At 68.5% G+C, this 26,704-nt stretch carries 17 protein-coding genes; 2 read left to right on the top strand and 15 right to left on the bottom strand.

Features of this window, described 5'->3' with window-relative positions:
* Positions 1-6 precede the first annotated feature (6 nt).
* The 14 genes from CMO28_RS07035 to CMO28_RS06970 form a co-directional block, all read right to left on the bottom strand.
* Positions 7-1,008, bottom strand: a complete 1,002-nt coding sequence (locus tag CMO28_RS07035; protein ID WP_062766870.1) for an ABC transporter ATP-binding protein — start codon at positions 1,006-1,008, stop codon at positions 7-9.
* Positions 1,005-1,808 carry an ABC transporter permease subunit gene (locus CMO28_RS07030; RefSeq protein ID WP_296711661.1) on the bottom strand — a complete coding sequence of 268 codons (804 nt, stop codon included), beginning with the start codon at positions 1,806-1,808 and terminating at the stop codon, positions 1,005-1,007. Before CMO28_RS07030 ends, CMO28_RS07035 begins: the two co-directional genes overlap by 4 nt.
* A 5-nt stretch (positions 1,809-1,813) precedes the next feature.
* Positions 1,814-2,647 (bottom strand): ABC transporter permease, encoded by an 834-nt coding sequence (locus CMO28_RS07025; RefSeq protein WP_296711630.1) that lies wholly within the window; start codon positions 2,645-2,647, stop codon positions 1,814-1,816.
* 95 nt (positions 2,648-2,742) lie between these two features.
* A complete protein-coding gene (locus CMO28_RS07020; RefSeq protein WP_062766865.1) occupies positions 2,743-3,765 on the bottom strand; it encodes an ABC transporter substrate-binding protein in 1,023 nt (340 codons plus the stop codon).
* 84 nt (positions 3,766-3,849) lie between these two features.
* Positions 3,850-4,902, bottom strand: a complete 1,053-nt coding sequence (locus CMO28_RS07015; protein WP_296711623.1) for a LacI family DNA-binding transcriptional regulator — start codon at positions 4,900-4,902, stop codon at positions 3,850-3,852.
* 126 nt (positions 4,903-5,028) lie between these two features.
* Positions 5,029-6,585 (bottom strand): murein biosynthesis integral membrane protein MurJ, encoded by a 1,557-nt coding sequence (gene murJ / locus CMO28_RS07010; protein ID WP_296711620.1) that lies wholly within the window; start codon positions 6,583-6,585, stop codon positions 5,029-5,031.
* An 86-nt stretch (positions 6,586-6,671) separates the two neighbouring features.
* Complete coding sequence (locus CMO28_RS07005; protein ID WP_372021211.1) at positions 6,672-9,479, bottom strand: [protein-PII] uridylyltransferase; 2,808 nt, start codon at positions 9,477-9,479, stop codon at positions 6,672-6,674.
* Between the two features lie 194 nt (positions 9,480-9,673).
* Positions 9,674-10,540 (bottom strand): MetQ/NlpA family ABC transporter substrate-binding protein, encoded by an 867-nt coding sequence (locus CMO28_RS07000; protein WP_296711616.1) that lies wholly within the window; start codon positions 10,538-10,540, stop codon positions 9,674-9,676.
* Positions 10,541-10,739: 199 nt separating this feature from the next.
* Positions 10,740-11,585 carry a MetQ/NlpA family ABC transporter substrate-binding protein gene (locus CMO28_RS06995; protein ID WP_296711614.1) on the bottom strand — a complete coding sequence of 282 codons (846 nt, stop codon included), beginning with the start codon at positions 11,583-11,585 and terminating at the stop codon, positions 10,740-10,742.
* Positions 11,586-11,803: 218 nt separating this feature from the next.
* Complete coding sequence (locus tag CMO28_RS06990; RefSeq protein ID WP_296711607.1) at positions 11,804-13,159, bottom strand: methyl-accepting chemotaxis protein; 1,356 nt, start codon at positions 13,157-13,159, stop codon at positions 11,804-11,806.
* A gap of 21 nt (positions 13,160-13,180) precedes the next feature.
* Positions 13,181-14,149: an alpha/beta hydrolase gene (locus CMO28_RS06985; protein WP_062766850.1), complete on the bottom strand. Its 969-nt coding sequence runs from the start codon at positions 14,147-14,149 to the stop codon at positions 13,181-13,183.
* 101 nt (positions 14,150-14,250) lie between these two features.
* Positions 14,251-15,018 (bottom strand): AcvB/VirJ family lysyl-phosphatidylglycerol hydrolase, encoded by a 768-nt coding sequence (locus CMO28_RS06980; RefSeq protein WP_296711600.1) that lies wholly within the window; start codon positions 15,016-15,018, stop codon positions 14,251-14,253.
* The gene (gene mprF, locus CMO28_RS06975; RefSeq protein ID WP_296711597.1) at positions 15,015-17,564 is read right to left on the bottom strand and encodes a bifunctional lysylphosphatidylglycerol flippase/synthetase MprF; all 2,550 of its coding nucleotides are present in this window, start codon (positions 17,562-17,564) and stop codon (positions 15,015-15,017) included. The genes CMO28_RS06980 and mprF overlap by 4 nt, the downstream gene beginning before the upstream one ends.
* A gap of 250 nt (positions 17,565-17,814) precedes the next feature.
* Positions 17,815-19,035 carry an ABC transporter substrate-binding protein gene (locus CMO28_RS06970; RefSeq protein ID WP_296711595.1) on the bottom strand — a complete coding sequence of 407 codons (1,221 nt, stop codon included), beginning with the start codon at positions 19,033-19,035 and terminating at the stop codon, positions 17,815-17,817.
* 366 nt (positions 19,036-19,401) lie between these two features.
* Between CMO28_RS06970 and CMO28_RS06965 the strand changes: the two genes are divergently transcribed.
* On the top strand, positions 19,402-21,033 hold the full coding sequence (locus CMO28_RS06965; RefSeq protein WP_322111303.1) for a long-chain-fatty-acid--CoA ligase: 1,632 nt from the start codon (positions 19,402-19,404) through the stop codon (positions 21,031-21,033).
* On the opposite strand, the gene mutS is transcribed toward CMO28_RS06965, so the two are convergent.
* Positions 21,012-23,825 carry a DNA mismatch repair protein MutS gene (gene mutS, locus CMO28_RS06960; protein ID WP_296711592.1) on the bottom strand — a complete coding sequence of 938 codons (2,814 nt, stop codon included), beginning with the start codon at positions 23,823-23,825 and terminating at the stop codon, positions 21,012-21,014. The two genes, CMO28_RS06965 and mutS, sit on opposite strands and share 22 nt — an antisense overlap.
* 448 nt (positions 23,826-24,273) lie before the next feature.
* Here mutS and CMO28_RS06955 point away from each other — a divergent pair, with 448 nt between their 5' ends.
* On the top strand, positions 24,274-26,571 hold the full coding sequence (locus tag CMO28_RS06955) for an NADP-dependent malic enzyme (protein WP_062764116.1): 2,298 nt from the start codon (positions 24,274-24,276) through the stop codon (positions 26,569-26,571).
* Positions 26,572-26,704 lie beyond the last annotated feature (133 nt).

Genomic DNA, 26,704 nt, shown 5'->3' with positions numbered 1-26,704 from the left:
GGGGGCTCAGGCTCCAAGGCGGATGCGGGCGGCGGCGGGCACGTCGATGCCGAGCAGGGTACCGGTCTCGGGCAGATCGGCGCGGGCGGTGGTTTCGACCATCCAGCTTTCGCCTGCGGGGCCTGAGAGCTTCAGCCGGCAGCGATCCCCCAGGAAATGGCAGACGGCGACCGTGCCGGTCAGCAGCCCGTCCCCGGGGGCGGTCAGCCGGGCGTCTTCCGGACGGAAGAGCAGGGTCTCGCCCCGGTCGTCGACCGCGCGGTTCATGGTGCCGACGAAGCCTGCGACGAAATCGTCGGCGGGCGCGTGATAGATCTCGCGCGGGGTGCCGCGCTGGGCGATGCGGCCGGCATTCATCACCACGATCTCGTCACCCAGCACCATCGCCTCGGCCTGGTCGTGGGTGACGTAGACGGCGGTGATGTGCAGGCTGCGCAGCAGAGCGTCGATCTCGGTGCGCAGATGCTCGCGCAGGGCGGCGTCGAGCGCGGTCAGCGGCTCGTCGAGCAGCAGCAGGCGCGGCCGGACGGCGATGGCGCGGGCAAGCGCCGTGCGCTGGCGCTGGCCGCCCGACAGCTGGTCGATCCGCCGATCGGCCAGGGCGTCGATCCGCATCAGCGCCAGCATCTCGTCGACCCGGCTGTCGATCTCGCGCCGGGGCAGGCGCCGGACCTTCAGCCCATAGGCGACGTTGCCGCGCACGGTGAGATTGGGGAAAAGCGCGTAGGACTGGAAGACCATGCCCACCTCGCGCGCCTCGATCGGCAGCCGGGTGACGTCCTCGCCGTCGAACAGCACCCGTCCGCCCGCGTCGGGGCGGTCCAGCCCGGCGATGATCCGCAGCAGCGTGGTCTTGCCGCAGCCGGACGGGCCGAGCAGCACGGCGGTGCGGCCGGCGGGAATGTCGAGATCGATGGGCGTCAGCGCCCGGGTGCCGTCGGGCCAGGTGCGGGCGCAGCCGCGGAGTTCGACCGCGGTGGCGCCCGAGGAAGCGGTATCAGTCGTCATCGGTGGTCCTTCCGGCCACGGCGTCCGGCCAGCTGCATGGCGACCAGCAGCGGCACGATCATCACGAAAAAGACGAGGGTGTAGGCGCTGGCGATTTCCAGCCGCATCGAGGCATAGCTGTCAGCCAGACCCACCGGCAGGGTCTTGGTCAGCGGGGTGTGCAGCATCCAGGTGAGGTTGAATTCGCCGATCGACAGCGTGACCACCATCAGCCCGCCGGCCAGCACGCCCGGCCAGGCATTGGGCACGATCACGGTCAGGAAGCGGCGCAGGAAACCGGCGCCCAGGCTGGCGGCGCCTTCCTCCAGCGTCTTCATGTCGGTCGCCACCATTACCGCGATCACCGAGCGGAGCATGAAGGGCAGGGTGTAGATCACATGACCGGCGAGCACGAAGCCGCTCGACATACGGAAGCTGCCGGCACCACCCCAGGTCAGCAGCAGGCCGAGCGCCAGCGCCAGGCCCGGGATCGCGATCGGCAGGGCGACGGTCTCTTCGATCGCGCGGGCAAGCGGCCCCGGTCGGCGGGCCAGGGCATAGGCCGCCGGCACGCCGATCACCGCGGTGATGGCGAGCGTGGCGAAGGCCAGCCAGATCGACCGCCAGATCGTGTCGGCGTAAAGCCGCCAGACCTCTGCCACCCAGTCGAGGGTGAGGCCGCTTTCCAGGCCGCGGAAGAAGTTGACCGTGACGCCGGCAAGGCCTGAGAGCACCACCGGCACGATCATGAAGGCGGCGACCAGAAGGGTGAAGGCGAGGCCGCCCCAGAAGCCCGCCCCGCGTGGATGTCCGCGTCGCATGGCCATCAGCCGCCCCCCGCAGCCGCACCGCGGCCGCCGAGCGTGCGGGCGATGAACAGGGTCGCCCAGGTGATCAGCCCCAGCACCAGGGCCAGGGCCGAGGCGCCGGCGATGTTCGCCTGCAGGGTGAATTCCGTGTAGATGGTCATCGGCAGCACCGCGATGTCGGTGGCGAGCGCGAAGGCGGTTCCGAAGGCGCCCATGGCGGTGGCGAAGCAGATCGCGCCGCTGGCGATCAGCCCCGGCATCAGCGCCGGCAGGGTGACCGAGAGGAACACCCTGACCGGCCCGGCACCCAGCGAGCGGGCGGCCTCGGGCAGGGACGGATCCAGCGTTTCGGCCGCGGCCATGACGTTCAGGATCACCCGCGGAATCGAGAAATAGAGATAGCCCACGAACAGGCCGGCGGCCGAATAGGCGAAGACCAGCCGGTCGCCGGTCAGCGCCTTCGAGACCAGATTGGCGAGGCCCTGCCGGCCGCCGAGCATGATCACCAGGAAGCCCACCACCACGCCCGGAAAGGCGAGAGGGAAGGTGAGCATGGCGATCAGCGCCGACCGGCCCGGGAAGACATGGCGGGCCAGGAACAGCCCGGCGATGGTCGACACCACCAGGGCGGCCAGCGTGACGGTGACGGCGAGGATGAAGGTCATCACCGTGTCGTGGCCATGGCGGGGGTTGGTCAGGATCGAAAAATAGGCCGCGATGCCGTCCGGCCCCGAGGCGCCGGCAACGGCGAGACGGACCAGCGGCACCAGAAGGAAGGCGGCGAGCACGATCCCGGCCGGCAGCAGCATCAGGACCAGACGCGGGGTCTCGCGGCCCGAGACGGATGACATCGGTCGGTGTTCCACGTGAAAAGGCGGCCCGCTGGCATCTTGCCGGCGGGCCGTGGATCATGGGCGGGGTGAAACCGGGCGGCCCTGGACGGCCGTCACTTCACCTCGGCGAGATAGGTTTCGGCGAAGGCCTTCTGGCCTGCCGCCATCGCGGCATAATCGACCGGCTTTGCCCGGGCGTAATCGGCGGCGGGCAGGAAGCGGGCCTCGATCTCGGCCGGCAGCTTCACCTCGCGCACCGGGCGCAGATAGGCATTGGCCCAGAGCGACTGGCCCTTTTCCGAGAGCACGAAGTCCAGGATCCTGCGGCCGTTATCGGCATGCGGCGCACCCTTGACCAGGCTCATCACGTAAGGGACGACCAGCGTACCTTCCTTCGGGATCACGAATTCGATGTCGCCCTTGTCCTTGTAGCGGGCGCGATAGGCGTTGAAGTCGTAGTCGATCATGATCGGGATCTCGCCCGACAGAACCCGGGCATACGAGGTCTGCTTGGGCACGATCGGGTCGTTGCCGGCCAGCTTCTTAAAGAAGTCGATGCCCGGCTGCCAGTTGGTGAAATCGCCGCCGAAGGCACGGTTGATCGCAACCGCGCCGGCATAGCCGACGAAGGCGCTGGTCGGATCCAGATAGCCGACCATGCCCTCATATTGCGGGTTGAGCAGGTCTTCCCAGCTCTGCGGCACCGGCAGGTCGCCCAGCGCGGCCTTGTTCACGAACAGGCCGATCGTGCCCGAATGGATCGAGAACCAGCTGCCGTCCGCGGCCTTGAGACCGGGGTCGATCTCGTCGAAACCGGCCGGGCGGTAGGGCTCCACCAGCCCCTGTTCGGCGGCCTGGATGCCGAAGGAGACGCCGTAATAGGCGACATCGGCAACCGGATTGGCGCGCTCGGCCGCAAGCTGGGCCAGGGTCTGGCCCGAATTCTTGTTGTCATGGGGCACGTCCAGCCCCAGGTCGGATTTGATCGCCGCCAGCTGCGACGCCCAGTCCGCCCATTCGGGCGGGCAATTGTAGCAGATGGCGTCCGCGGCGGCGGCGCCTTGCGCGGGGATCGTGGCGGCGGCTAGGATCAGCCCGGCCGCAGCGGCCACGGATTTCAGAGCGGTACCGATCATGGGTCGACGTGTCCTCGTTGGCGTCGTGGTCGGTGGCGACCGGGGCGGCGGGAATGTGCCTGGCAGTGCGTCCCGCCGTTCCGGTCACATCGTGTCCGCGCGCTCTTCTCTGGGGCGCCCGGAATGGGGAGAGGCCGGTCCGGCCTGGGGGCCTGAGGGCCTGAAGGTGAAGGGCAGGATCAGATCGCCCGCCTGGCCCTCTGCCTCGCCGAGCATGGCGATCAGCCGAAGGGCCGCCTGCCGGCCCATCTCGGCCGAGGGCTGGACGATGGTGGCAAGCGGGGGCGTCAGATGGGCGCCGACCGCGATGCCGTCGAAACCGGTCACCGCCACATCGCCGGGGACGGCGAGGCCGCGGCGGGCGAGGGCGCCGATCGTGGCGATGGCCAGCCAGTCGTTCGAACAGAACAGCGCCGTCGGCAGGCCGCCCGGTCCGGCAGCCATGGCGTCGAGGGCGGCATCCGGGTCCGGGGTCTCGAATTCCACCTCGCGCACGGCAGGCGCCGGCAGCCCGGCTTCGGCCGCACCGGCCAGAAAGCCGCGCAGCCGCGCCGCAGCGCGGTCCGAGCCGCCGAGCGCCCCGGTGATCATGCCCAGCCGCCGATGGCCGAGCCCGGCGAAATGGCGGGCCACCGCCCGACCGGCATCCTCGTTGTCGACCGTGACCGTCGGTGCCCGGCCGGGGGTCGGCTGGTTGTAGACCAGGACATGCGGCACCCGGGCGGCTTCGAGGGCGTCGAGCGCCTGGCTGCCGGCGGGGTCGGTGACGGTCAGGATCATGCCGTCGACCCGGTAGGCCAGCAGCGCCTCGACCGCGCGGACCTCTTCCTCGGCGTGATAGCCCGAGACACCGAAAAGCAGGGTGAAGCCGGCGGCGCGGGCGGCGGTTTCGATACCGGCCACCGCATCGGCGAAGACCGGGTTGGCCAGCGACGGGATCATCACCCCGATCAGCCGGCTGCGCTGGGATTTGAGGCTGCGGCCCAGCCCGTTCGGCCGGAAGCCGAGATCTTCCACCGCCTGGCGGATGCGCGCCGCAGTCTCGGCACCGACACGACCGGTACCGTTCAGCAGGCGTGACACGCTGGCGACCGACACGCCGGCCTTGAGCGCGACGTCGCGGATGGTGGGGGACATGGGTCTCGAGACCTCCGGCGGGGGATCGGTCATCTCTCGTCCCCCAGAGAATGCGGCAGATCGATCCGTGGGTAAACGTTTACATCATGAAGTTTGCACGGCAGGCATGTGACCGCCCGATGACGGTCAGCGCTTGCGGCGGCGTAGCATGCCTTTGAAATCCTGCAGGTGCGCGGCGCCGGTGATCAGGCTGAATGCCACATAGACCGGGATGGTCGCGCCGATCAGCAGGGTGAGCCAGAGCACCCGGGCGGCATGGGGCATGGTGCCGAAGGGCGGCAGCGCTTCGAGCACGCCCAGGATGGCGGCCGCGAACAGCAGATTGGCGAGCAGGATCCTGGGCAGGGTGCGGCGCAGCCGGGCATCGCCCACCAGAAGCCGGTCGCGGTTGAGCCGGCGGGCAAGCAGGAAGACGTTGATCCAGGCCGAGAGCGCCGTCGCAAGCGCGATGCCCATATGCGCCAGGGGCTGCATGAAGGCCAGGTTCAGCACCACATTGGCGATCAGCGCCACCACCGCATAGCGGGTGGGGGTGGCGGTATCCTCGCGGGCATAGAAGCCCGGGCTCAACACCTTGGCGAGCACGAAGGCCGGCAGGCCGAAGGCGAGCACGGTCATCACCTCGACGGTGCGGGTGGTGGCCTCAGGGGTGAAGGCGCCGCGTTCGAACAGGGTGGCGACGATCGGCATGCCCAGGGTGGCTAGGCCGACCAGGGCCGGCAGCGCCACCAGCAGGGTCATCTCCATCGCCCGGTTCATGTGGTTGCGGGCGTCGTCGAGCGCGCCTTCCTTGATCCGGGTGGAGAGCAGCGGCAACAGGGCGGTGCCGACCGCGATGCCGACCACACCCAGCGGCAGCTGCACCAGCCGGTCGGCATAATAGAGCGCCGACACCGTGCCTTCCGCGAGCAGCGAGGCGATCATGGTGTCGACCAGCACGTTAACCTGATAGACGCCGGCGCCCAGCGCCGCCGGTGCCGCAACCTTCAGCAGGCGCTTCACCTCGGGCGTCAGCCGTGGCAGGCGGAAGCGCAGTTCGGCGCCGGCCCGGTTGGCCGCGACCAGCATCGCCCCCAGCTGCACCACGCCCGACAGCATCAGTGCCCAGGCCTGGACCACCGCCGGATCGGCATCGACCCAGTGCTGCAACGAGACCACGCAACCGGCGATCAGGCAGAGGTTGAACAGCACCGGTGCGCCGGCAAAGGCGCCGAACCGGCCGAGCGAGTTCAGCACGCCCCCGACCAGGGCCACGGCCGAGATGAACACGATATAGGGGAAGACGATCCGGGCGAGATCAACGGCGAGGTTGAATTTCTCAGGGTCGCCCGAAAAGCCGGGGGCGAAAACCGTCACCACCCAGGGCATCGCCGCCTGGGCCGCAAGCAGGATCACCAGCAGGCTGCAGACCAGAACCGACAGGGCGGCTTCGGCGAAAGCATGGGCCGCGGCCGGGCCGCTTTCGACCCGGATGCGGTTGTAGATCGGCACGAAGGCGGCGCTGAACGCGCCTTCGGCGAACATGCGCCGCAGCAGGTTCGGCAGCTTCTGGGCCACGAAAAAGGCGTCCGCCGCCGCACCCGCACCCAGCAGGCCGGCCACGAGGACATCGCGCGCGAATCCGAGGATCCGCGACATCATGGTGAGGCCACCCACCGTGGCCGCGGCGCGCATCAGGTTCATGAGGTGCGGGTGTATCCGAAACCGCGTCCGGCGGGAAGGGGCATCAATGGGACGACGGGGCCGCCCCAGGGCCGCCCCGTGGCCGATCATTCGGCGGCGTCGCCGGCGGCGGTGGCGGTGCTGCGGATGGTGCCGTCATCGGCGATCACCGGCCCCGCCGCATCGAGTGCGGCCAGCAGTTCTTCCCGCACCCGGGTCAGCTTGCCCTGATGGGTGATCTTCAGGCCGAACACGTCCTTGACGTAGAAGGTGTCGACCGCCCGCTCGCCATAGGTCGCGACATGGGCCGACGAGATGGTGAGCGCCAGATCCGAGAGCACGCTGGTGATCGCGAACAGCAGGCCCGGCCGGTCGCGGGCGGTCACCTCGATGACCGTCTGGGTGTTGCTCGCGCGGTTGTCGATCAGCACCCGGGGGGTGACCTGGAAGACATCGGTGCGCTTGGGCCCGTCGCGCCGGGCAGCCAGCGCCTTGGCGGGCCTGAGTTCGCCCGACAGCGTCCGCCCGACCAGATCGCGCATCCTGGCGACCCGGACCTCGTCGTCATAGGCGGAGCGGTCGGAGTCCTGCACCCAGAAAGTGTCGAGCGCCATGCCGTCGGTGGTGGTGACGATGCGGGCATCGACGATGTTGCCGCCGGCCAGCGCCATGGCACCGGCGACGCCGGCGAACAAGCCGTGATGATCGGGGGCATAGACCGTGATCGCAGCCACGGACCGGAAGCGGTCGGGGGCGACGTCGATCACCAGCGGCGCCGGACCCTGGCGGTCGGCTTTGGCGACCAGGCGGGCATGGCGTTCCAGCACCTCGGCATCATGGGCCAGCCAATAGGATCCGGGCATGCGCTCGACATGGGCCTGGAAGGCGGCACCGGTCCAGTCGGCCAGGCGCTCGCGCAGCTTGTCCTGCACCGCCTGGATCCGGCCGGCACGATTCAGCCCCTCGACATGGCCGCCCGAGAGCTGTTCGGCCGCGCGATAATAGAGTTCACGCAGCAGCGTGCCCTTCCAGCCGTTCCAGACATTGGGGCCGACGGCACGGATATCGGCGACCGTCAGCACGGTCAGCAGGCGCAGCCGCTCCATCGACTGGACCTGATCGGCGAAGTCGTGGACGGTCTTCGGATCTTCGATGTCGCGTTTGAAGGCGACCGCGCTCATCAGCAGGTGCCAGCGCACCAGCCAGGCGACGGTCTCGGTTTCCTCGGGCGTCAGGCCGACCCTGGGGCAGAGCTTGCGGGCGACCTCTTCTCCCAGCACGGAATGATCGCCGCCGCGCCCCTTGGCGATGTCGTGGAGCAGCACCGCCATATACAGCACCCGGCGCGACAGCACCTCGTGCACGATCCGGGTCGCGAGCGGCAGTTCGTCGGGGAAGTTGCCCTTCTCGATCCCCGACAGGATGCCGATCGCCCGGATGGTGTGCTCGTCGACCGTATAGACATGGTACATGTCGTGCTGGGTCTGGGCGACGACGCGGCCGAAATCCGGAATGAAGCGACCGAAGACACCGGCCTCGTTCATGTGGCGCAGCGTCGCCTCCGGATCCTTGGGCGAGGTCAGGATGTCGAGGAAGACCTGGTTGGCCGACGGATCCTCGCGCACGCCGTCGTCGATGTATTTCAGGTTCTGGGTGATCCAGCGCAGGATCTGCGGATGGACGTCCATCTCGCGGCTCTGGGCCACCCGGAACAGCTTCAGCATCTTGATCGGCTGTTCGGCGAGTTCGTGGCGGTTCGCGAGTGTCAGCCGGCCGCCTTCGATCCGGAAGCCGTCGATCTCGCGCCGCATCAGGATGCTGGGCATGCGGATCTTGGGCTGGCGCTGATTGGCGCTTTCCAGCGCCGCGCACAGGATCCGGGTCAGGTCGCCCACATCCTTGGCGACCAGATAATAGTGCTTCATGAAGCGCTCGACCCCGCGCACGCCCGGCCGGTCGGCATAGCCCATCAACCGGCCGATTTCGGTCTGGACGTCGAAGGTCAGGCGGTCCTCGGGGCGGCCGGCCAGGTAGTGCAGGTGGCAGCGCACCGTCCACAGGAAGTTCTGCGCCTTGGCGAAGCGCCGGTATTCGCCGGCGGTGAAGACCTTCTGCTCGACGAGGTCCGACAGGTTGTGGACGCGGTAGGAGTATTTGGCGATCCAGAACAGGGTGTGGAGGTCGCGCAGCCCGCCCTTGCCTTCCTTGACGTTGGGTTCCAGCACGTAGCGGCTGTCGCCCATCCGACGGTGGCGCTCGTCGCGCTCGTTGAGCTTGGCCTCGATGAACTCGCCCGCCGTGCCGACCATGATGTCGGTGGCGAAGCGACGGCGCAGATCCTCGTACAGCACCATCTCGCCACAAAGCTGGCGGCTTTCCAGCAGGCTGGTGCGGATGGTCATGTCGCCGCGCGCCCGCGAGATGCATTCGTCGACCGAGCGCACCGCATGGCCGACCTTGAGCCCCAGATCCCAGAGCAGATAGAGGATGTATTCCGCCACCTGCTCGCCGCGCGGGGTCTGCTTGTAGGGCATCAGGAACAGCAGATCGACATCGGAATGCGGTGCCAGCTCGCCGCGGCCATAGCCGCCGATCGCCACCAGGCACAACCGGTCGGCCGAGGTGGGGTTGGCGACCGGATAGACATGGGTGGTCGCCAGATCGAACAGGGTGCGCACGATCTGATCGATCAGATAGCAGTTCTCGCGCACCACATGGGCGCCGTCGGCCCCGGCGTCGAAGCGTTTGCGGATCTCTTCCCGCCCCTTCGCCAGATGCTCCTTCAGCATGCCCAGGATCTCGCGCCGGAGCTTTTCGACCGGTTTGCCCGTCTCCTCCACCTGCTGCTCGATGTCGGCCATCAGGGCACGACGGTGGATGATCTGCCTCTTGTTGCGGATGGCGGTCATGTGGATCGGGGCCTCGGATGTCGGCGATACGGCGGCGGTATGTGCGACGGGGGCGGGGGATCCTCGTGCAACGGCGAAGGCCGGTCGTCCCCTAACGGGCGGCCGGCCTTGTCAGACTACCTGAGAGATGGGGCGGAGGCGAGGCGCCGTCACCCCCTGGATCCTGCGTGGTGAAATCGGAGCCGTGCGGGCGGGCGGGCCTACCAGGCCGGCAGGATCGCGCCCTTGAATCGCTCGGCCAGGAAGGCCTTCACCTCGTCGGACTGATAGGCGGCCACCAGCTTGCGGATCCGCGGCGCCTGGGCATCGGCCGCCCGCGCGGCGACGAAATTGCCATAAGGGTTGTCGGCCCGGCTTTCGATCGCGATCGCATCCTTCGTGGGGTCGAAACCGGCGTCATGAGCGTAGTTGCCGTTGATCGCCGCCGCATCCAGGTCGGGCACCGCACGCGGCAGCTGGGCGGCATCCAGTTCGACGATCTCAAGCTTCTTCGGATTGGCGGTGATGTCGAGCAGGGTGGGGGTGAGCCCCTTGCCGGGGGCCAGTTCGATCATGCCTTCGCGGGCCAGCAGGTTCAGCACCCGGCCGCCATTCGACGGGTCGTTGGGGATGCCGAGCTTCGCGCCCTCGGCCAGGTCGGCCAGGCGCTTCACCCGGGTGGAATAGATCCCGATCGGCTCGACGATGGTGTAGCCGACATTGACGATGTCATAGCCATGGGCCGCGATCTGGGCATCCAGATAGGGCTGGTGCTGGAAGGCATTGGCATCCAGATCCCCGGCGGCCAGCGCCTCGTTCGGCAGCACGTAATCCTGGAAGGTGACGATTTCGACATCCAGCCCGTCGCGGGCGGCGACCTGCTTCACGACCTCGGCGATTTCCTCTTCCGCGCCGGCGATGACGCCCAGCCGGACGGTTTCGGTCCCGGCCGCCCGGGCGGCGAGACCGCCGGCGGCAAAGGCGGCGACCAGGGCGGCGAGCCCCAGAATGGCGGTGAACAGGCGGCGGCGACCATCTTCGAGGGCGGTTTTGCGCCGGGGCCGCGGCTGGGCGAAGGAGCGGAACATGATGGCGGTCCTGTGCGGTGGTCCTGCGGGGAGAAGAACGACCGGCGAAGAGGCAATGCCGGGCCCATTCCGATGATATCGCGGAACAGCGTGTGGGAACGATGTATTCCACACTTAGTACAGTCAACGCAAAAATATATACGAAAATATAATGTTATTTTCGGACGCAGGCTGGATGCTGACGCTGGTATGCGTCCGCTCACCAGGCCGGGAGGAAGGCGCCCTCGAAACGCGTGTTCAGGAAGGCTGCAACCTCGGGCGACTGAAAGGCTTCGAGCAGGGTGTGGATCTCGAGCCGGTCCTGATCCGCCCGGCGGACGACCAGGATGTTGCCATACGGGTTGCTGCGTCGGTTTTCGACCGCGATGGTGTCGCGGCGCGGATCAAGACCGGCGGCCCGGGCGTAGTTGCCGTTGATCGCCGCCGCATCCACCAGATCGATGGCGCCGGCGACCTGATCGGCCGGCAGCTGGACGAACTGGAACCTGCGGGTGTTGATCATCACGTCCTTGGGCGTGGGCGTGAGCTTCGCCCCCGGTGCCAGGCCGATCATCGCCCGCTCGGCCAGAAGGCGCAGGGCGCGGCCGCCATTGCTCAGGTCTTCCGGGATCGCAATCCGGGCACCATCCGGCAGGTCGCGCAGCTGTTTGTAGGTCCGGGAATAAATGCCCATCGGCTGGACCATGGTGTAGCCGACCGAGACCAGGTCATAGCCCTTGGCGACCATCTCCGCCTCCAGGAAGGGCCGGTGCTGGAAGGCGTTCGCGTCGATCTCGCCGCGCGCCAGCGCCGCATTGGGCTCGCTGTAATCGGTGTAGGTGACAAGCTCCACCGTCAGGCCCTTGCCCGCGGCGACCGTCTTCACCACCTCGGCGACTTCGGTCTCCGGCCCCTTCATAACGCCCAGGCGGACCGGCGACGGCTGCTGCACCGGTGTGGCGGCGTCTGAATATGTGGCAAAACCCGCAAGTATAAACGCGATCAGCAACAGCGGACGGAGGCCGGATGCCAGGATGGCGCGCAGACGGCGGGACAGTCGGGGCATGCCAGGTGCTCACGCATGTGGAGGGCCGCTTATGCCGGGTAGGCCCGGAACCCGCAGCACCCGCCTGCGCGGGCGGAACGGGAGGTGCGTCATGCAAAATGACAGACCCGCAGGTCGGGCATGCCGGCCGCGGCTCCTGCGCCGGCACAAACCCGTTTCCGCCCGCACACGATGTGGTCGGAGCCCTTGATAGTCAACAGTTTTCCGGAATGTGGCGGTCAGTTCCGCCCGGTCGGCCGACCCTCTGGCGCCATACGTTCCAGAAGCTGCAACACTTCGCCTGATGCGCTGGTCAGCCGGTCCAGGGCCGCCAGGGCATCGCGCGGCCGACCGGCCGCCATCGCCCTTGCCGCCTCGCGGCCGTGGTCGTGGACGGCCGCATGCGGCTTTTCCAGGGCGCGGAAAGTTGCGTCTCCCCTCCAGGCGGCAGACTGGTCACCGTAATACCAGCGGCCCAGCCGGCAGGAATGGTGATCGGTCAGTTCCCTTTCCGACAGCTTCGCCCGGCCGGTCGCCATTGCGGCCAGACGCTTCTTCCACAGGGCGTGATCGGCCTTGGCCAGACGCACGACCTGATCCGGGAAATGCCGGCCGGCCAGTGCCTGCAGCGCCGGGCCGATGCGGCCTTCCAGATGGTCGAGGGCGTCGGCCACGGCTTCGATGCCGGCGCGGTTGTCGGCACCAAGGCCTGCCAGGGCCGCAATGTCGCCGGCCAGACGGTCGGATGCCACACCCTGGCTGTCGATCTCGCCCGCGATCTCGGCCATCTGGCGCGAAACATCGGCAATGCCGCGGCCCAGGGCCTCGATCTCGCGGCCGAGCCCGTCGATCGCGGCCCGGCCTTCGGCGGCGCCGCGGGCACCATCGCCCATCACCGCCACGATCGCGGCCATTTCGCTGCGCAGCCCGTCGATGCGCGAGCGGATGTCGTCGGTGGCGGCAGCGGTCTGCTGGGCCAGGTTCTTCACTTCCGATGCCACAACCGCGAAGCCCTTGCCGGCCTCTCCGGCGCGGGCGGCCTCGATGGTGGCGTTCAGCGCCAGCAGGCGGGTCTGACGGGCGATCGCCTCGATCGAACCGACGATGGCGTCGATCTGCTCGGATGCCGCCGCCAGGGCATCCACCCGGCCGGCCGCCGCGGTGACCCCGTCGGCGAGCGTCGCGACCGACCGGGCCGAGGCACGCAGCTGGCGCACGCCGGCCTCTGCCTGTTCATTGGCGACGGCCGCCGCTTCTGCGGCCCGGCGCCCGCCCTCGCGCACCCGGTTGCCGCTGGCGGCAAGTTCGGCCACGGCCGAGGCGGCGCCGGCGGTGCGCGCCTCCAGGTCGCGGGCGGCCGCCACGGCATGCACCACGCCCACACTGGCTTCGGCCGAATCGATGCACGCACCGACGATGCGATCGGTGTCTTCACGGGCCTGCTCGGCAAGCCGGGCGCCGAGGCGGAGAATGGCCAGGCCCAGCGGGTCGTTCGCCGCGGGGGGCGTGGCGTCATAGCGGCCCTGGGTCAGGGCGTCGACATAGGCGATCAGCGCGTCGCCGGCAGAGGTGCCTGCGGCCAGGGGTGCGTTCACGATGGGGGTCTCCGGTCGGCGTCAGCCGCGCAATGCGGCCTTGAGCGCATCGATGGAACGGGCGACGGCGTCGCGCGCCTGATCGAGCGCGCCCGCTGTGTTGATGAAACCGTGCAGCATGCCGGGATAGACCCGGTGTTCGACCGCGACACCCGCCCGGCTGAGTGCCTCGGCATAGGCCTGGCCTTCGTCGGCAAGCGGATCGCACCCGGCGGTGACGATCAGCGCCGGCGGCAGGCCACGGTGATCCGTGGCCCTGAGCGGCGAGGCCCGCCAGTCGACGGCGGCCGTCCGGTCGGGCAGGTACTGGTCCAGGAACCAGGTGATGGTGGCGTCGTCGAGCAGATACCCTTCGGCGAAATCGTCGCGCGAGGGGTGACGATGGGCGAGGTCGGTGGCCGGATAGACCAGCCATTGCAGCCGGGGCAGATGCATGCCGTCGTCCCGGGCCGCAAGCGCCACCACCGCCGACAGGTTGCCGCCGGCGCTGTCGCCGCCGATCGCAAGACGCTCGGGATCGATGCCGAAGCGGGCGGCCGCCCCGGGCAGGGCGGCCCAGGCGGCGATCGCGTCGTCGACCGCTGCCGGGAAGGGATGTTCCGGCGCCAGGCGATAATCCAGCGAGACGACCGCAATGCCGGCCGCCGCCGCGATATGGCGGCAGAGCCGGTCATAGGCGTTCAGGCTGCCGATGGTCCAGCCACCGCCGTGAATGTAAAGCAGGGCCGGCAGAGGGGGCGCATCGGGATCGAGAGCCGCCGGCCGGTAGAGCCGGACCGGCAGATCGGTGCCGTCAGGCCCCGGCAGGGTATGATCCTCGACCACGGGCAGTTCCGCCCGGGGCAGATCCAGCAGCACCACCACCTCGTCGAACATCCGGCGCGCCGCCTCTACCCCCATTTTCGGATAGGGGTCGCGTTCGGATGCCTTGACCAGATCCAGGATCCAGACGGCCTGGGGATCCGGGGTGCGATTGCGGGTGCTGCTCATGCGGGCGGGGTCTCCATCGGTCGCCGGGTGCGGCGGGGCCGCGGCAACAGTTTTGCGCCGGAGACGGGTCGGGATCAACGGCAACGTTGACGGAGATGCGCTCACTTCGCCGCGGCGGCTTCGGCCTCGGCGACGGTTGGGGTGGCATCGACATGCGCAAGCACAAGATCGGCCAGACGATCGTAATCTCCGTCGAAATGATGACCGCCCGGCAGGGGAATGACCGTCGCATGGCCGGTGAGTTTGGGGCAGGCCGAGACATCGGTCTCGTCGGTGCCGTAGACGCAGACGATCGGCGGATGGGCGAGCGCCAGTGCGGGCGCCACCACATCGGTCGATTCCTTGTGCGGCTCGTCCAGAAGCCAGTCGCCCGGATGCACCTCCCAGTTCGCCCAGGTGTTGGAGGTAAGCATCACCGCCAGAACCGAGCGGTCGATCAGATCCCCGGGCAGCCGGGCTGCGACATCGGGCAGGATGCCGGCGCCGAAGGAAAAGCCGATCAGGATCAGCCGGTCGCGCTTCCAGCGGGCCATCCGATCGGCGATCGGCGGTGCCAGTTCGCGGGCCACCTCGTCGGGGGTGCGGCGGGTCCAGAAATAATGCAGCGCATCGACGCCGAGCACGGCGACGCCGCGGGCTTCCAGCCGGGCAGCGAGATCGCGATCGAGATCGGCCCAGCCGCCATCGCCCGAGATGATCACCGCCAGATCCCGGGCATGGGGGCCTTGTGCGCCGTCGGCCGGTTCGTCGACCAGCCAGTCGGTACGGATCGTATCGTGTTCGGGTTCCTGCGCGGCGCCGCCATGGACGGCGCAGAGCAGGGCCAGCACTGCAAGATGCGCCACCCGGCGCAGCGACCGCCAGATCATCGTCCGATGACCCCCTTGATGCCGCCCGAGATGAGTGCGACGACGTCGAGCCCGACCTGCGGCAGGGCGGTGCCGCCAGGCGAGGCGAGGTAGCGCGGCCGCCAGTCGGGCAGGAATTTCTGCTTGAAGCGGCGCAGTCCCTGGAAGTTGTAGATGCCCTCGCCGTGTTCGTAGATGAAGGTGCCGACCCGGCTCCAGGCCGAGGCGAGCGGGTTGTCGGGCAGGCCGGCGAGGGGGGTCATGCCCAGCGAGAAGTACTTCCAGCCGGCATCACGGGCGTGGAGCATGATCTCCACCATCAGGTAGTCCATGATTCCATAGCCCGCATCGGGCAGATGGCGCATCAGATCGAGCGCCATTTCCTCGTGCCCGGCCGATGGCCAGAGATTGGCGAAGGCGACGATCCGGCCGTTCTGGCGGACGACTGCGATCGGGCAGTGGTTCAGATAGGCCGGCTCGAACCGGCCGAGCGAGAAGCGCTTTTCGCGCGCCTGACGCTGCTCCATCCAGACATCCGAGACCTTGCGCAGCTCGGGCATCAGCAGCCGCGCCTCGCCCGGGGCCAGCATCTCGAAACTGGCGCCGTCCTTGATCGCGCGGCGATGGGCATAGCGCAGCTCCGCCCGCGGCTTGCCGTCGAGCGAGAACTGCGCGAGCGGCACCACCGCCTCCTCGCCCAGCTTCACGATCCTGAGGCCCAGATCGAGATAGAGCGGCAGGGCTTCGGCCGAGACCTGGTAGAAGACCGGGATCGCGCCATGGGCATCGCAGAGTTCGCGGAACATCCAGGCGACATTGGCCCAGGCGTGGCGCGGCCCGACCGGATCGCCCATGGCGACGAGCGAGCGGCCCGAGGCGGCATACATCACGAAAGCGTCGCCGCATTCCGAGAAGATGAAGCTCTTGTCGCCGGTGAAGGCGAGCTGGGCGGTGCTGGAGGTGGATGTCGCGACGATCCGTTCGGCCTGAACCAGATCTTCTTCGGTGGGGGGGCCGGGGCGGGCACGGACCGGGGCGAAGAGGCGGGCGGCGAACAGCACCAGCCCGAGCGCCAGCACCGCGACCGTCGCCCGAAGGCTGCGCGGCGCCTCGGCTTCAAGCGCAAAGGTGAACAGGCCCTGGGAGAACAGGGCTTCGTGACGGAACGAGAACCAGGCGAGCCAGGCGGCCGCGCCCACCATCATGGCGAGCGCGCCCACCCAGGCCGGCGTCATCGGCTGGCGCAGCAGCGAGCCGCGGCGATAGAAGGCCCGACGGGCGAGAATGAGGAGGCCGGCCACGACGGCAAGCAGGATCGCCTCTTCCCAGTCCCAGCCCTTGAGCAGCGACAGGACGGCGCCCAGGCCTGAAAGAATGGTGGCGGCCATCCAGGCGGCATCCACCCGGCGGGCGAGGCCGCGGGCGATCACCAGCAGCAGCAGGCCGACCACGCCGCTGGCCAGATGCGAGGCTTCCACCACGACCAGCGGCAGGCCGTCCAGCAGATCGAGCCGGCCGGTGGCGGCGGGGGTCGCGGCCGAGGCGAGCAGAACGGCACCGGAGGCGATGGCGAGCAGGGCAAAGGCGATGGGCGCGATCTGGGCTGCACCGGCCCCGGCCCGACGGATCGCCGGCGCCATGCGCCCGGCCGCCCGGCCGGCCTCGGCGAGCGCGATCAGGGTGGCGGCCAGGATCAGCGGCACCAGGTTGTAGACGAAACGATAGACCACCAGCGCGCCCAGCACTTCCGGTGCCGGCACGCCGGGCAGGAAGAGCAGGACGATGCCTTCGAACACGCCGAGCCCCGCCGGGACATGGGCCAGCACGCCCGCCACGATCGCGACCACATAGAGGCCCAGGAAGGCCGGGAAAGACAGCGGCAGATCTGCCGGCAGCAGCACCCAGAGCACCGCACCGGCAGCGATCAGATCGCCGATCGCGAGCAGGGTCTGGCCGATCGTGACCGGCAGGGCCGGCACGGCGATCCGCCAGCTGCGGACATGGATGCCGGCCCCCCGCGCGGATGCCGTGGCATAGATCAGAAAGGCCGCCAGCGCCAGAATGCCGGCCAGATGGACCACGGCTTCAGGCAGGTTGAGCGCGGCTGCGACCCTGGTCCCTTCGAACAGCCCGGCAAGCCCGCCCAGGGTGACGGCGCCCAGCGTGAAGGCGGTGGCGCAGAACACCATCAGCTTCGCCACGGCGGCGGGCGGCACGCCGGCATTGCCATAGACGCGCAGCCGGACCGAGGTACCGGTCAGGGCGGCAAAACCGGCCGTATGGCTGATCGCCTGGGCGCAGAAGGCGGCAAAGGCGATGCGCGAAAACGGCACCCTGATCCCCGAGGATCTGAGCGCCAGCGCATCGAAGCCGATGAGCATCAGGAAGGACAGCGCCGTCAGCCCGCAGCCGGCGGCGACGTCGATCATGCCGACATTGCCGATTGCGGCGCGGATGTCCTCGAAGGACATGGTCCGGGTTTCGTAATGGATCACCCAGAGCGCCAGCCCGAACACGGCGAACATCGCGATCGCTGCGGCCGGCCGCAGGATCTGGGGTGCCAGCAACCGTGCCAAACGTCCTTGCCCGTTCATCCCGTTCCTCGTCGCTGGACCAGCCAGATGCGAACATCCCTGTCACCCGTCCGGGCCGGACGGGTCAGAGGGACGACACTATCCGGCCGTCTGCGCGGGGGGACAAGCGACAAGAAGACCGGCCCTTCGGGCAGGTCCGCCCGTCGGGATCATCGATCCCGACGGGATACGCCATCCGTGGTTAAGAAATCTTCCGCGTGGGATCGGGTTCCGCAGATGAGCCTCAGGAGGCGCCGGCCACCAGCGGGCAGCCGCCTTCGGACATCGGCCGGACGACCTGTTCGGCCGGAATGCGGTTCAGCACGGTGTAATAGTCCCAGGGGGCCTTCGATCCGGCCGGCGATTTGACCTGCACCAGGAACAGGTCCTTCATCATCCGCCCGTCGGCGCGGACATGGGCGCCTTCGCCGAAGAAGTCGTCGACCGGCAGTTCCTTGAGTTTCTTCGACACCGCCATCGCCTCGTCGGTGCCGGCCGCCTGGATGGCCTTGAGGTAGGAGAGGGTGGCGCTGTAGACGCCGGCATGGTTGTGCGTGGGGGCCTTGTCGGTCTTCATCGCCGCCCGCCAGCGACGGGTGTAGTCGCGCGAGGCGTCGTTGCGATCCCAGTAGAACGGCGTCACCACCTGCAGGCCCTGTGCGGCTTCCAGCCCCAGGGCATGGACGTTCAGGATATAGAATGTGGTGCCGGCCAGCTTCTGCCCGCCCGCGACCAGGCCGAATTCGGCGGCCTGTTTGATGGTGTTGGTGGTGTCGCCGCCGGCATTCAGCAGGGCGATGATCTTCGCCCCCGATGCCTGGGCCTGCAACACGAAGGAGCTGTAATCGGTATTGCCGACCGGATGGCGCACCTGGCCCAGCACCTTGCCGCCTGCCGCGGTGATCACCCGGGTGAGCTGCGCCTCCATGGCATGGCCGAAGGCATAGTCCGCGGTGATGAAGAACCAGCTGTCATTGCCGGCCTCGACCGAGGCCTTGCCGATGGCATTGGCGATGGCCGTGGTGTCGTAGTTCCACAGAAAGCCGGTGGGCGAGCAGCGCGGGCCGAAAAGCGCATCCGAGGCCGAGCTGACATGCATGACCACGCGCCGGCCCGCGGTCAGATCCTGCACCGCGAGCGAGACCGCCGAGTTGCCGAAGTCGATGATCATGTCGACGCCTTCGGTATCCACCCAGCGCCGGGCGAGCGAGACGCCCAGATCAGGCTTGTTCTGGTGGTCGCCCGAGATCACCTCGATCGGCTTGCCGAGCACGGTGGGACCGAAATCCTCGACCGCGAGCCGGGCGGCGGCGACCGAGCCTTCCCCGCCGAAATCGGCATAGGCACCGCTGCGGTCGTTCATGACCGCAATCCGGACCACATCGTCGGAAACCTGCGCCTGACCGGCCGCAGGGAACAGCATCAGAGCGGCCGCAGCGATCGCGGTCTTCCAGCGAGACGTCATGGATGTCCTCCCCAGGACGATGGGTTCCGGCGCGAAACCAGGGGCCCGCGCGTGCCACCGGAGCCGCCGGTCCGGGTGGATGGCGGTTCCTTATTCTAACTGTTGTTAGATTATTTACTCATGGGTAAGGTATATGCCCATGGGTTCAGGCGTCAAGTATCCCTGCAACGAAAACCGCGGGACCGCATCTGCGGCCAAGAAAACAGCGGCCTGATCAGGCAGAATGCCGGAAGGAACCCGGTTGTCTTCCCTGCATCGCAGCAATCTATTGCGTTGCATCATGAAAAATGCACCGGAGTCCGGTGCGGCGACACGAAGAAAGACCAGGGTGGGCGTCACGAATCCACCCGCTCCAGGGAGGTTCACGTGAACGGACTTATGCAGGACATGCCGCTGCTGATCTCGTCGATCATCGAGCATGCGGCGCGGGCCCATGGCGCCACGGAAATCGTCACCCGCACCAATGAAGGCCCGATCCTCCGCACCAGCTATGGCGAGGTCGCAGCCCGGGCACGGCAGGTGGCCAATGCTCTGGCGGCACTTGGCATCGCCGAGGGGGACCGGGTTGCGACGCTGGCCTGGAACACCCATCGCCACTACGAACTCTATTTCGGCGTTTCGGGCTCGGGCGCGGTCCTGCACACGGTCAATCCGCGGCTGTTCCGCGATCAGGTCGCCTTCATCATGAACCATGCCGACGACCGGGTGGTGTTCGTCGACCTGAACCTGGTGTCGGTTGCGGAAAGCGTCGCCGCCGATCTGCCCGGCGTGACCCATTGGGTCATCCTGACCGACGACGCCCATATGCCCGAGACCAGCCTGCCCGGTGCGCTCTGCTACGAGACGCTGATCGCCGTCCAGCCCACGGAATATGACTGGCCGCAGCTGGATGAGAACGCGGCCGCGGTGCTCTGCTATACCTCGGGCACGACCGGCAATCCCAAGGGCGTGCTCTACAGCCACCGCTCCACCGTGCTGCACGGACTGATCAGCTGTTCGGTCGACAGCACCATCGCAGCGTCTGCGGCAGAGACGATCCTGGTGCTGGTGCCGTTGTTCCACGCCAATGCCTGGGGCGTGCCCTATGCCGCGGCCATGGCCGGATCGAAGCTGGTCTTCCCCGCCTCGAAACTCGATCCCGCGAGCATCGTGGAGCTGATCAACGGCGAGGGGGTCACGGTCAGCGGCGGCGTTCCCACGGTGTGGGTGACCTATCTCCAGCATCTGGACCAGCACCCCGAGGACCGGCCGACCCGGCTGAAGCGGGTCTTCGTGGGTGGCAGTGCCCTGCCGCGCGCGCTGATGGAACGCTTTGATCGCGAGCTTGGCGTGACCATGATTCATGCCTGGGGCATGACCGAGACCAGCCCGATCGTGACCGTGGCCCTGCCGCTGGCCAAGCATGAGGGGCTGGACGAAGAGGCGCTGCGCAGCCTGCGCCTGACCCAGGGCCGGCCGGTCTATGGCACCGAGGTCCGGATCGTCGACGAGGCGGGCACACCGGTTGCCCATGACGGCAGGACGCCCGGCAATGTCCAGGTCCGCGGCCCCTGGATCGTGAAGGGCTATTTCGGCCGCGACGGGCTGGCGGTCGACGATCGGAACTGGTTCCCGACCGGCGATGTCGGCACCATCGATGCCGACGGCTATCTGCGCCTCACCGACCGGACCAAGGATGTCATCAAGTCGGGCGGCGAATGGATCAGTTCGATCGAGATCGAGAACGAGGCCGTGTCCCATCCGGGCGTGCTGGAGGCGGCGGTGATCGGCGTGCCGCATCCGCGCTGGCAGGAACGGCCGCTGCTGATCGTCACCCCGCGGGCGGGCGCCGAGCTGACGCGCGAGGATGTGCTGGCCCATCTGGAGCCGCGCATCGCGCGCTGGTGGATGCCCGACGACGTGGTGGTGCTGGATGAACTGCCCCACACCGCCACCGGCAAGATCTGGAAGATCAAGCTGCGGGAGGCCTTCAAAGACTACAGGCTGCCGACGGCCTGATCGCCTTCCGCCACGTCGCCTTCCCCGGGGGCCTCTCCCCGCGCCTCGCGCCGGAGCCGGTAGACCAGCTCCAGCGCGGCGCGGGGGGTGAGATCGTCGGGGTCGAGGGCGGCAAGACGGGCCTGAAGCGCCAGCGCCGCCTCGGCTTCCGGATTGGGGTCCGGTGCCGCCGGCGCCGGCGGCGGTTCCGGCAGGCGGAGGCTCGCGAACAGCGGCAGATCGTCGGCGAGTTTTGCGGCCGGAGAGCCGGCCTCGCCACGCTCGATCTGGCCCAGCACGGCCTCGGCCCGGCGGATCACCCGCTTGGGCAGGCCGGCGAGCCGGGCGACATGGATGCCATAGGACCGGTCGGCGGCACCGGCGGCCACCTCGTGCAGGAACACCACCTCGCCCTGCCATTCCTTGATCCGCATGGTGTGGCAGGACAATCGGTCGAGCCGGGCCGAAAGGGCGGTGAGTTCATGATAATGGGTGGCGAACAGCCCGCGGCAGCGGTTGACGTCGTGCAGATGCTCCACCACCGCCCAGGCGATCGACAGACCGTCCCAGGTGGAGGTGCCGCGGCCGATTTCGTCCAGGATCACCAGCGCCCGGGGACCGGCATGATTGAGGATCGTCGCGGTCTCGACCATCTCGACCATGAAAGTGGACCGGCCGCGGGCAAGGTCGTCGGCCGCACCCACACGGCTGAACAGCCGGTCGACCACGCCGATCCGGGCGCGGGTCGCCGGCACGAAGCTACCGGCCTGGGCCATCACCGCGATCAGGGCGTTCTGGCGCAGAAAGGTGCTCTTGCCGGCCATGTTCGGGCCGGTCAGCAGCCAGAGACCGGGCCTGCCGTCATCCCCCGCCTGTCCTGCCGGCCCCCCCAGATCGCAGTCATTGGCGACGAAGCGGCCACCGCCGCTTGCCTCCACGAAGGCTTCCACCACCGGATGGCGGCCGCCCTCGATTGCGAAGGCGGTGCTGCGGTCGATGTCGGGGCGCACATAGTTGCGGGCGCGGGCGAGTTCGGCGAGCGCGGCCGAGACGTCGATCACCGCCAGGGCTGCTGCGGCTGCGGCGATCCCGTCGGCAGCCGCGACCACCTCGGCGGTCAGCTGTTCGAAGGCCTGAAGCTCGGCGGCGAGGGCCTGATCGGCGGCACGGGTGAGGCGGGTTTCCAGCTCGCCGAGTTCGACGGTGGTAAAGCGCACCGCATTGGCCAGCGTCTGGCGGTGGATGAAGCCGTCGCGCCCGGCCAGCTTGTCGGCATGGGCAGGGGTGACCTCGATGAAAAAGCCCAGCACGTTGTTGTGCTTGACCTTGAGCGAGGCGATGCCGGTGTCGCGGCGGCATTCGCCTTCAAGCGCCGCGATATGGCGCCGGCCTTCGGTGGCAAGCGAGCGCAGCTCGTCGAGCGCCGGATCGAACTGACGGGCGATGAAGCCGCCATCGCGGGCGAGCAGCGGCGGTTCGGCCTCGATGGCGGTGCGCAGCCGGTGCGCCAGCGCGCCATGAGAGCCGAGGGCGGCAAGGCCCCGGGCCAGTTCCTCGGGCAGGTCGCCGAAACCCTTGCCGTCTTCAAGAAGCCGGTCGCGGATCTCGCCGGCCCGGAAAAGACCGTCGCCGATGGCGCGCAGGTCGCGGGGGCCGCCGCGGCCGAGCGACAGTCGCTGCAGGGCGCGCTCCAGATCGGGCATGCCACCCAGCAGGTCGCGCAGCTCTTCCGAGAGCAGGTCGTCGTCGAGCAGATGGGCGACCGCATCCAGCCGGGCGCCGATCGCTTCCGGGTCGGTCAGCGGCGCCGACAGCCGGCGGGCGAGCAGCCGGGCACCGCCGCCGGTCACCGTCAGATCCATCAGCCCCAACAGGCTGCCGCGACGCTCGCCTGCCATGGTCTGGACGATCTCGAGGCTGCGGCGCGTGGCCGGATCGATCGCCATCACCGTCTCCACACCCTCGCGCCGGGGCGGCGACAGATGCGGCACGCGGCCCTTCTGGGTGAGGGTGACATAGTCGATCAGCGCGCCGCAGGCGGCGGCCTCGGCGCGGCTTTCGATGCCGAAGGCGTCGAGGGCGCCGACACCGTAATGCTCCATCACCCGCTTCGTCGCGGCGCCGGGGTCGAAAAGGGCGGTGGGTTGCGGCGTGAGGGCGGGGCCGAGTTCGGCCAGGGCGGCCGCGATCTCGGGCCGTTCAAGCAGCCGGTCGGCGACCACCAGTTCGCAGGGCTCCAGCCGCGCAAGCTCGGCCGCCAGCGCCGCCATCTCGATGCCGGTCACCGCAAACTCGCCGGTCGAGACATCGACCCAGGCCAGCGCCAGACGATTGTCGGCCCGGGCGAGGGCGACCAGATTGTTCGATCGCCGGGCATCGAGCAGCGTGTCTTCGACGATGGTGCCCGGGGTGACGACGCGCACCACCTCGCGCCGGACCAGGGCCTTGTACCCGCGCTGGCGCCGGGCCTCGGTCGGATCCTCGGTCTGCTCGCAGATCGCCACCCTGTGGCCGGCGCGGATCAGCCGCGACAGGTAGTGCTCGGCCGCATGCACCGGCACGCCGGCCATGGGGATGTCCTCCCCCTTGTGCTGGCCGCGGCGGGTGAGGGTGATGTCCAGCGTGCGCGCCGCCTCGATCGCATCGTCGAAGAACAGCTCGTAGAAATCGCCCATGCGATAGAACAGCAGGCAGCCCGGATGCTCGCGTTTGACCGCCAGATACTGGGCCATCATCGGCGTGGCACCGGCGATCTCGTCGTCGGCCGCTGCGTCGGGGCGGTCGTCGGGGGTCCGCTGGCGGGATCTGGTCATCGGGCAGCTCGGCAGAAGGGGGTTGGCCGCAAGGGCGCATGCGGGCCGGCCGACCCTAGCGCGAGAGCCCGGCACCCGACAAGGGCCGCCACCGGCCCCCTGCGTCCGGGGCGGGTTTCACCCGTCGACACATGGACCGGCTTCGGCTATAAAAAAACGGACAACCGCGACCTTTTGGAATAATACGACCGGAAGCCGATGATTTATAAAACTGTATGACCCATCGGCGGTGCCCTCTCTGCCGATGGCGGCGGAGACGGAGAACGGTGCCCGCGGCCCCCTGCCTGCACGGCATGTGGCCCCAATCATGTCGCGCGACGATCTCTTGAAATTTCGTTACAGTGTCTGCCTTTCGTGACCCGCGCAAGGGTTGCGGCCGTTTTGCGGCCTGGGGGGCGGGCCGTCGTCTTGACCTCAGAGAAGATCAAAAACCCGAAGGGCTACCCGGATGGATGGCGAGAAGTATTACGTGACCGAGCAGGAGGCGCTGGAGTTCCACCAGGGCGACCGGCCGGGCAAGCTGTCGATCACGCCGACCAAGGCGCTGATGACCCAGCGCGACCTGTCGCTCGCCTACAGCCCCGGCGTCGCCTGGCCGTGCCTGCACATCAACAAGGACGAGAACAAGGCCTACGACTACACGTCGAAGGGCAATATGGTCGCCGTCATCTCGAACGGCACCGCGGTTCTCGGCCTCGGCAATCTGGGGGCGCTCGCCTCCAAGCCGGTGATGGAGGGCAAGGCCGTCCTGTTCAAGAAGTTCGCGGATATCGATGCGGTCGACATCGAGGTCTCGACCGAAGACGTCGAGGAATTCGTGAACTGCGTGCGCTTCCTGGGCCCCACCTGGGGCGGCATCAATCTGGAAGACATCCGCGCCCCGGAATGCTTCATCATCGAGCAGCGCCTGCGCGAGCTGCTGGACGTGCCCGTCTTCCATGACGACCAGCACGGCACCGCGATCATCGCGGCTGCGGGGCTGATCAACGCGCTCGACATCACCGGCAAGTCGCTGCGCGACATCCGCATGGTGGTGAACGGCGCCGGCGCGGCCGGTATCGCCTGCCTGGAACTGGTCAAGGCCATGGGCATGCCGCATGAGAACGCCATCCTCTGCGACACCAAGGGCGTGATCTACAAGGGCCGCGAGCAGGGCATGAATCAGTGGAAGTCGGCGCATGCGGTGGAAACCGATGCCCGCACCCTGGCCGATGCCCTGAAGGGCGCCGATGTCGCGTTCGGCCTGTCGGCCAAGGGCGCCTTCACCCCTGAGATGCTGGCCTCGATGGCGCCGAAGCCGATCATCTTCGCCATGGCCAATCCGGACCCCGAGATCACCCCGGAAGAAGTCGCCCAGGTCCGCGACGACGCCATCGTCGCCACCGGCCGGTCGGATTATCCGAACCAGGTCAACAACGTGCTGGGCTTCCCCTACATCTTCCGCGGCGCGCTGGATGTGCGGGCGACCGAGATCAACGAGCAGATGAAGATCGCGGCCGCCTATGCGATCGCGAGCCTGGCGCGCGAGGACGTGCCCGACGAGGTGGCCCGTGCCTATCGCAACCGCCGCATGCAGTACGGCCCCGACTACATCATCCCGGCGCCGTTCGATCCGCGGCTGATGTCGACCGTGCCGGTGGCGGTGGCCAAGGCCGCGACCGCGACCGGTGTTGCCCGCAAGCCGCTGGTCGACGCGCCCCGCTATGTCCGCGCGCTGCGCGCCCGGCTCGACCCCACCGCCGACAGCCTGGAGCGGCTGATCGAGCGGGTGCACGAGAACCCGAAGCGGGTCGTCTTCGCCGAGGGCGAGGAAGAGCAGACCATCCGCGCCGCCATTCAGTGGGCCAAGTCGGGCCTGGGCAAGCCCGTGCTGATCGGCCGCGAGGAGCGGATCAAGGCCAGCATGCTGCGCCTGGGCCTGGGCGACGGCACGGATCTCGACATCGACATCCACAACGCCCGGCTGTCGGAAAAGAACAAGGTCTATGCCGACTTCCTGTACAGGCGCCTGCAGCGCCGCGGCTATCTCTACCGCGACGTCCAGCGCCTTGTGAACCAGGACCGCAACGTCTTCGGCGCCTGCATGGTGGCCTGCGGCGACGGCGACGCCCTGATCACGGGCCTGACCCGCAACTACTGGGTCGCGCTCGAGAACGTGCAGCTGGTGATCGATCCCGAGCCGGACGAGACCCTGATCGGCCTGTCGGTGATGGTCAGCCGCGGCCGCACCATCGTCATCGCCGACACCACCGTGAACGAGCTGCCCGAGGCGGAAGCCCTGGCCGATATCGCCATGCAGGCCGCGGCATCGGCAAAGCGCTTCGGGCTGGAGCCGCGGGTGGCGCTGCTGTCCTACAGCAATTTCGGCAACCCCCACCGCGAAAAGGCCGACCGCATCCGTGCGGCCTGCCGGATCCTGGAGGAGCGCGGGGTCGGCTTCGAGTTCGACGGCGAGATGTCGGCGGATGTGGCGCTGGATGAAGAGCTGATGCAGCGCTACTACCCGTTCTCGCGCCTGACCGGGCCGGCCAATGTGCTGGTCATGCCCGGCCTGCACAGCGCCAACATCTCGGCCATGCTGCTGCAGAAGCTGGGCGGCGGTGTGCAGATCGGCCCGATCCTGCGCGGCATGTCGAAGCCGGTGCAGATCGTGCAGATGGGTGCCACCGTGGCCGAGATGGTGAACATCGCGGCCGTGGCCGCTCATGACGCCATCCTCGACCAGGAGGAGAAGACCGGCCGCTGATCGCGGCCGCTCTCCCTCTTTCGCGGTTCGCCTCTGCCTCTTTGCGACGCGCGTGTCCCCGGGGATGCGCGCGTCGTAAAACTTTCATGGCGAGGTTGCTTGACCGGCCGCCGGGCTCGGGCAGTCTGGCGGG

The sequence above is a fragment of the Tistrella sp. genome, assembly GCF_002684955.1.
In the GTDB taxonomy this organism is placed as follows: domain Bacteria; phylum Pseudomonadota; class Alphaproteobacteria; order Tistrellales; family Tistrellaceae; genus Tistrella; species Tistrella mobilis.
This window is presented reverse-complemented; position numbering and strand designations above follow the sequence as displayed.

Excerpts from the sequence above, each read along its gene's own strand:
- CMO28_RS06980 (WP_296711600.1), bottom strand. The coding sequence starts at position 15,018 with ATGATCTGGCGGTCGCTGCGCCGGGTGGCGCATCTTGCAGTGCTGGCC.
- CMO28_RS07000 (WP_296711616.1), bottom strand. The coding sequence starts at position 10,540 with ATGTTCCGCTCCTTCGCCCAGCCGCGGCCCCGGCGCAAAACCGCCCTC.
- CMO28_RS06970 (WP_296711595.1), bottom strand. The coding sequence starts at position 19,035 with ATGACGTCTCGCTGGAAGACCGCGATCGCTGCGGCCGCTCTGATGCTG.
- CMO28_RS07030 (WP_296711661.1), bottom strand. The coding sequence starts at position 1,808 with ATGCGACGCGGACATCCACGCGGGGCGGGCTTCTGGGGCGGCCTCGCC.
- CMO28_RS07035 (WP_062766870.1), bottom strand. The coding sequence starts at position 1,008 with ATGACGACTGATACCGCTTCCTCGGGCGCCACCGCGGTCGAACTCCGC.
- CMO28_RS06955 (WP_062764116.1), top strand. The coding sequence starts at position 24,274 with ATGGATGGCGAGAAGTATTACGTGACCGAGCAGGAGGCGCTGGAGTTC.
- CMO28_RS06995 (WP_296711614.1), bottom strand. The coding sequence starts at position 11,585 with ATGCCCCGACTGTCCCGCCGTCTGCGCGCCATCCTGGCATCCGGCCTC.
- CMO28_RS07025 (WP_296711630.1), bottom strand. The coding sequence starts at position 2,647 with ATGTCATCCGTCTCGGGCCGCGAGACCCCGCGTCTGGTCCTGATGCTG.
- CMO28_RS07015 (WP_296711623.1), bottom strand. The coding sequence starts at position 4,902 with ATGTCCCCCACCATCCGCGACGTCGCGCTCAAGGCCGGCGTGTCGGTC.
- mutS (WP_296711592.1), bottom strand. The coding sequence starts at position 23,825 with ATGACCAGATCCCGCCAGCGGACCCCCGACGACCGCCCCGACGCAGCG.
- CMO28_RS06985 (WP_062766850.1), bottom strand. The coding sequence starts at position 14,149 with ATGAGCAGCACCCGCAATCGCACCCCGGATCCCCAGGCCGTCTGGATC.
- murJ (WP_296711620.1), bottom strand. The coding sequence starts at position 6,585 with ATGAACCTGATGCGCGCCGCGGCCACGGTGGGTGGCCTCACCATGATG.
- CMO28_RS07020 (WP_062766865.1), bottom strand. The coding sequence starts at position 3,765 with ATGATCGGTACCGCTCTGAAATCCGTGGCCGCTGCGGCCGGGCTGATC.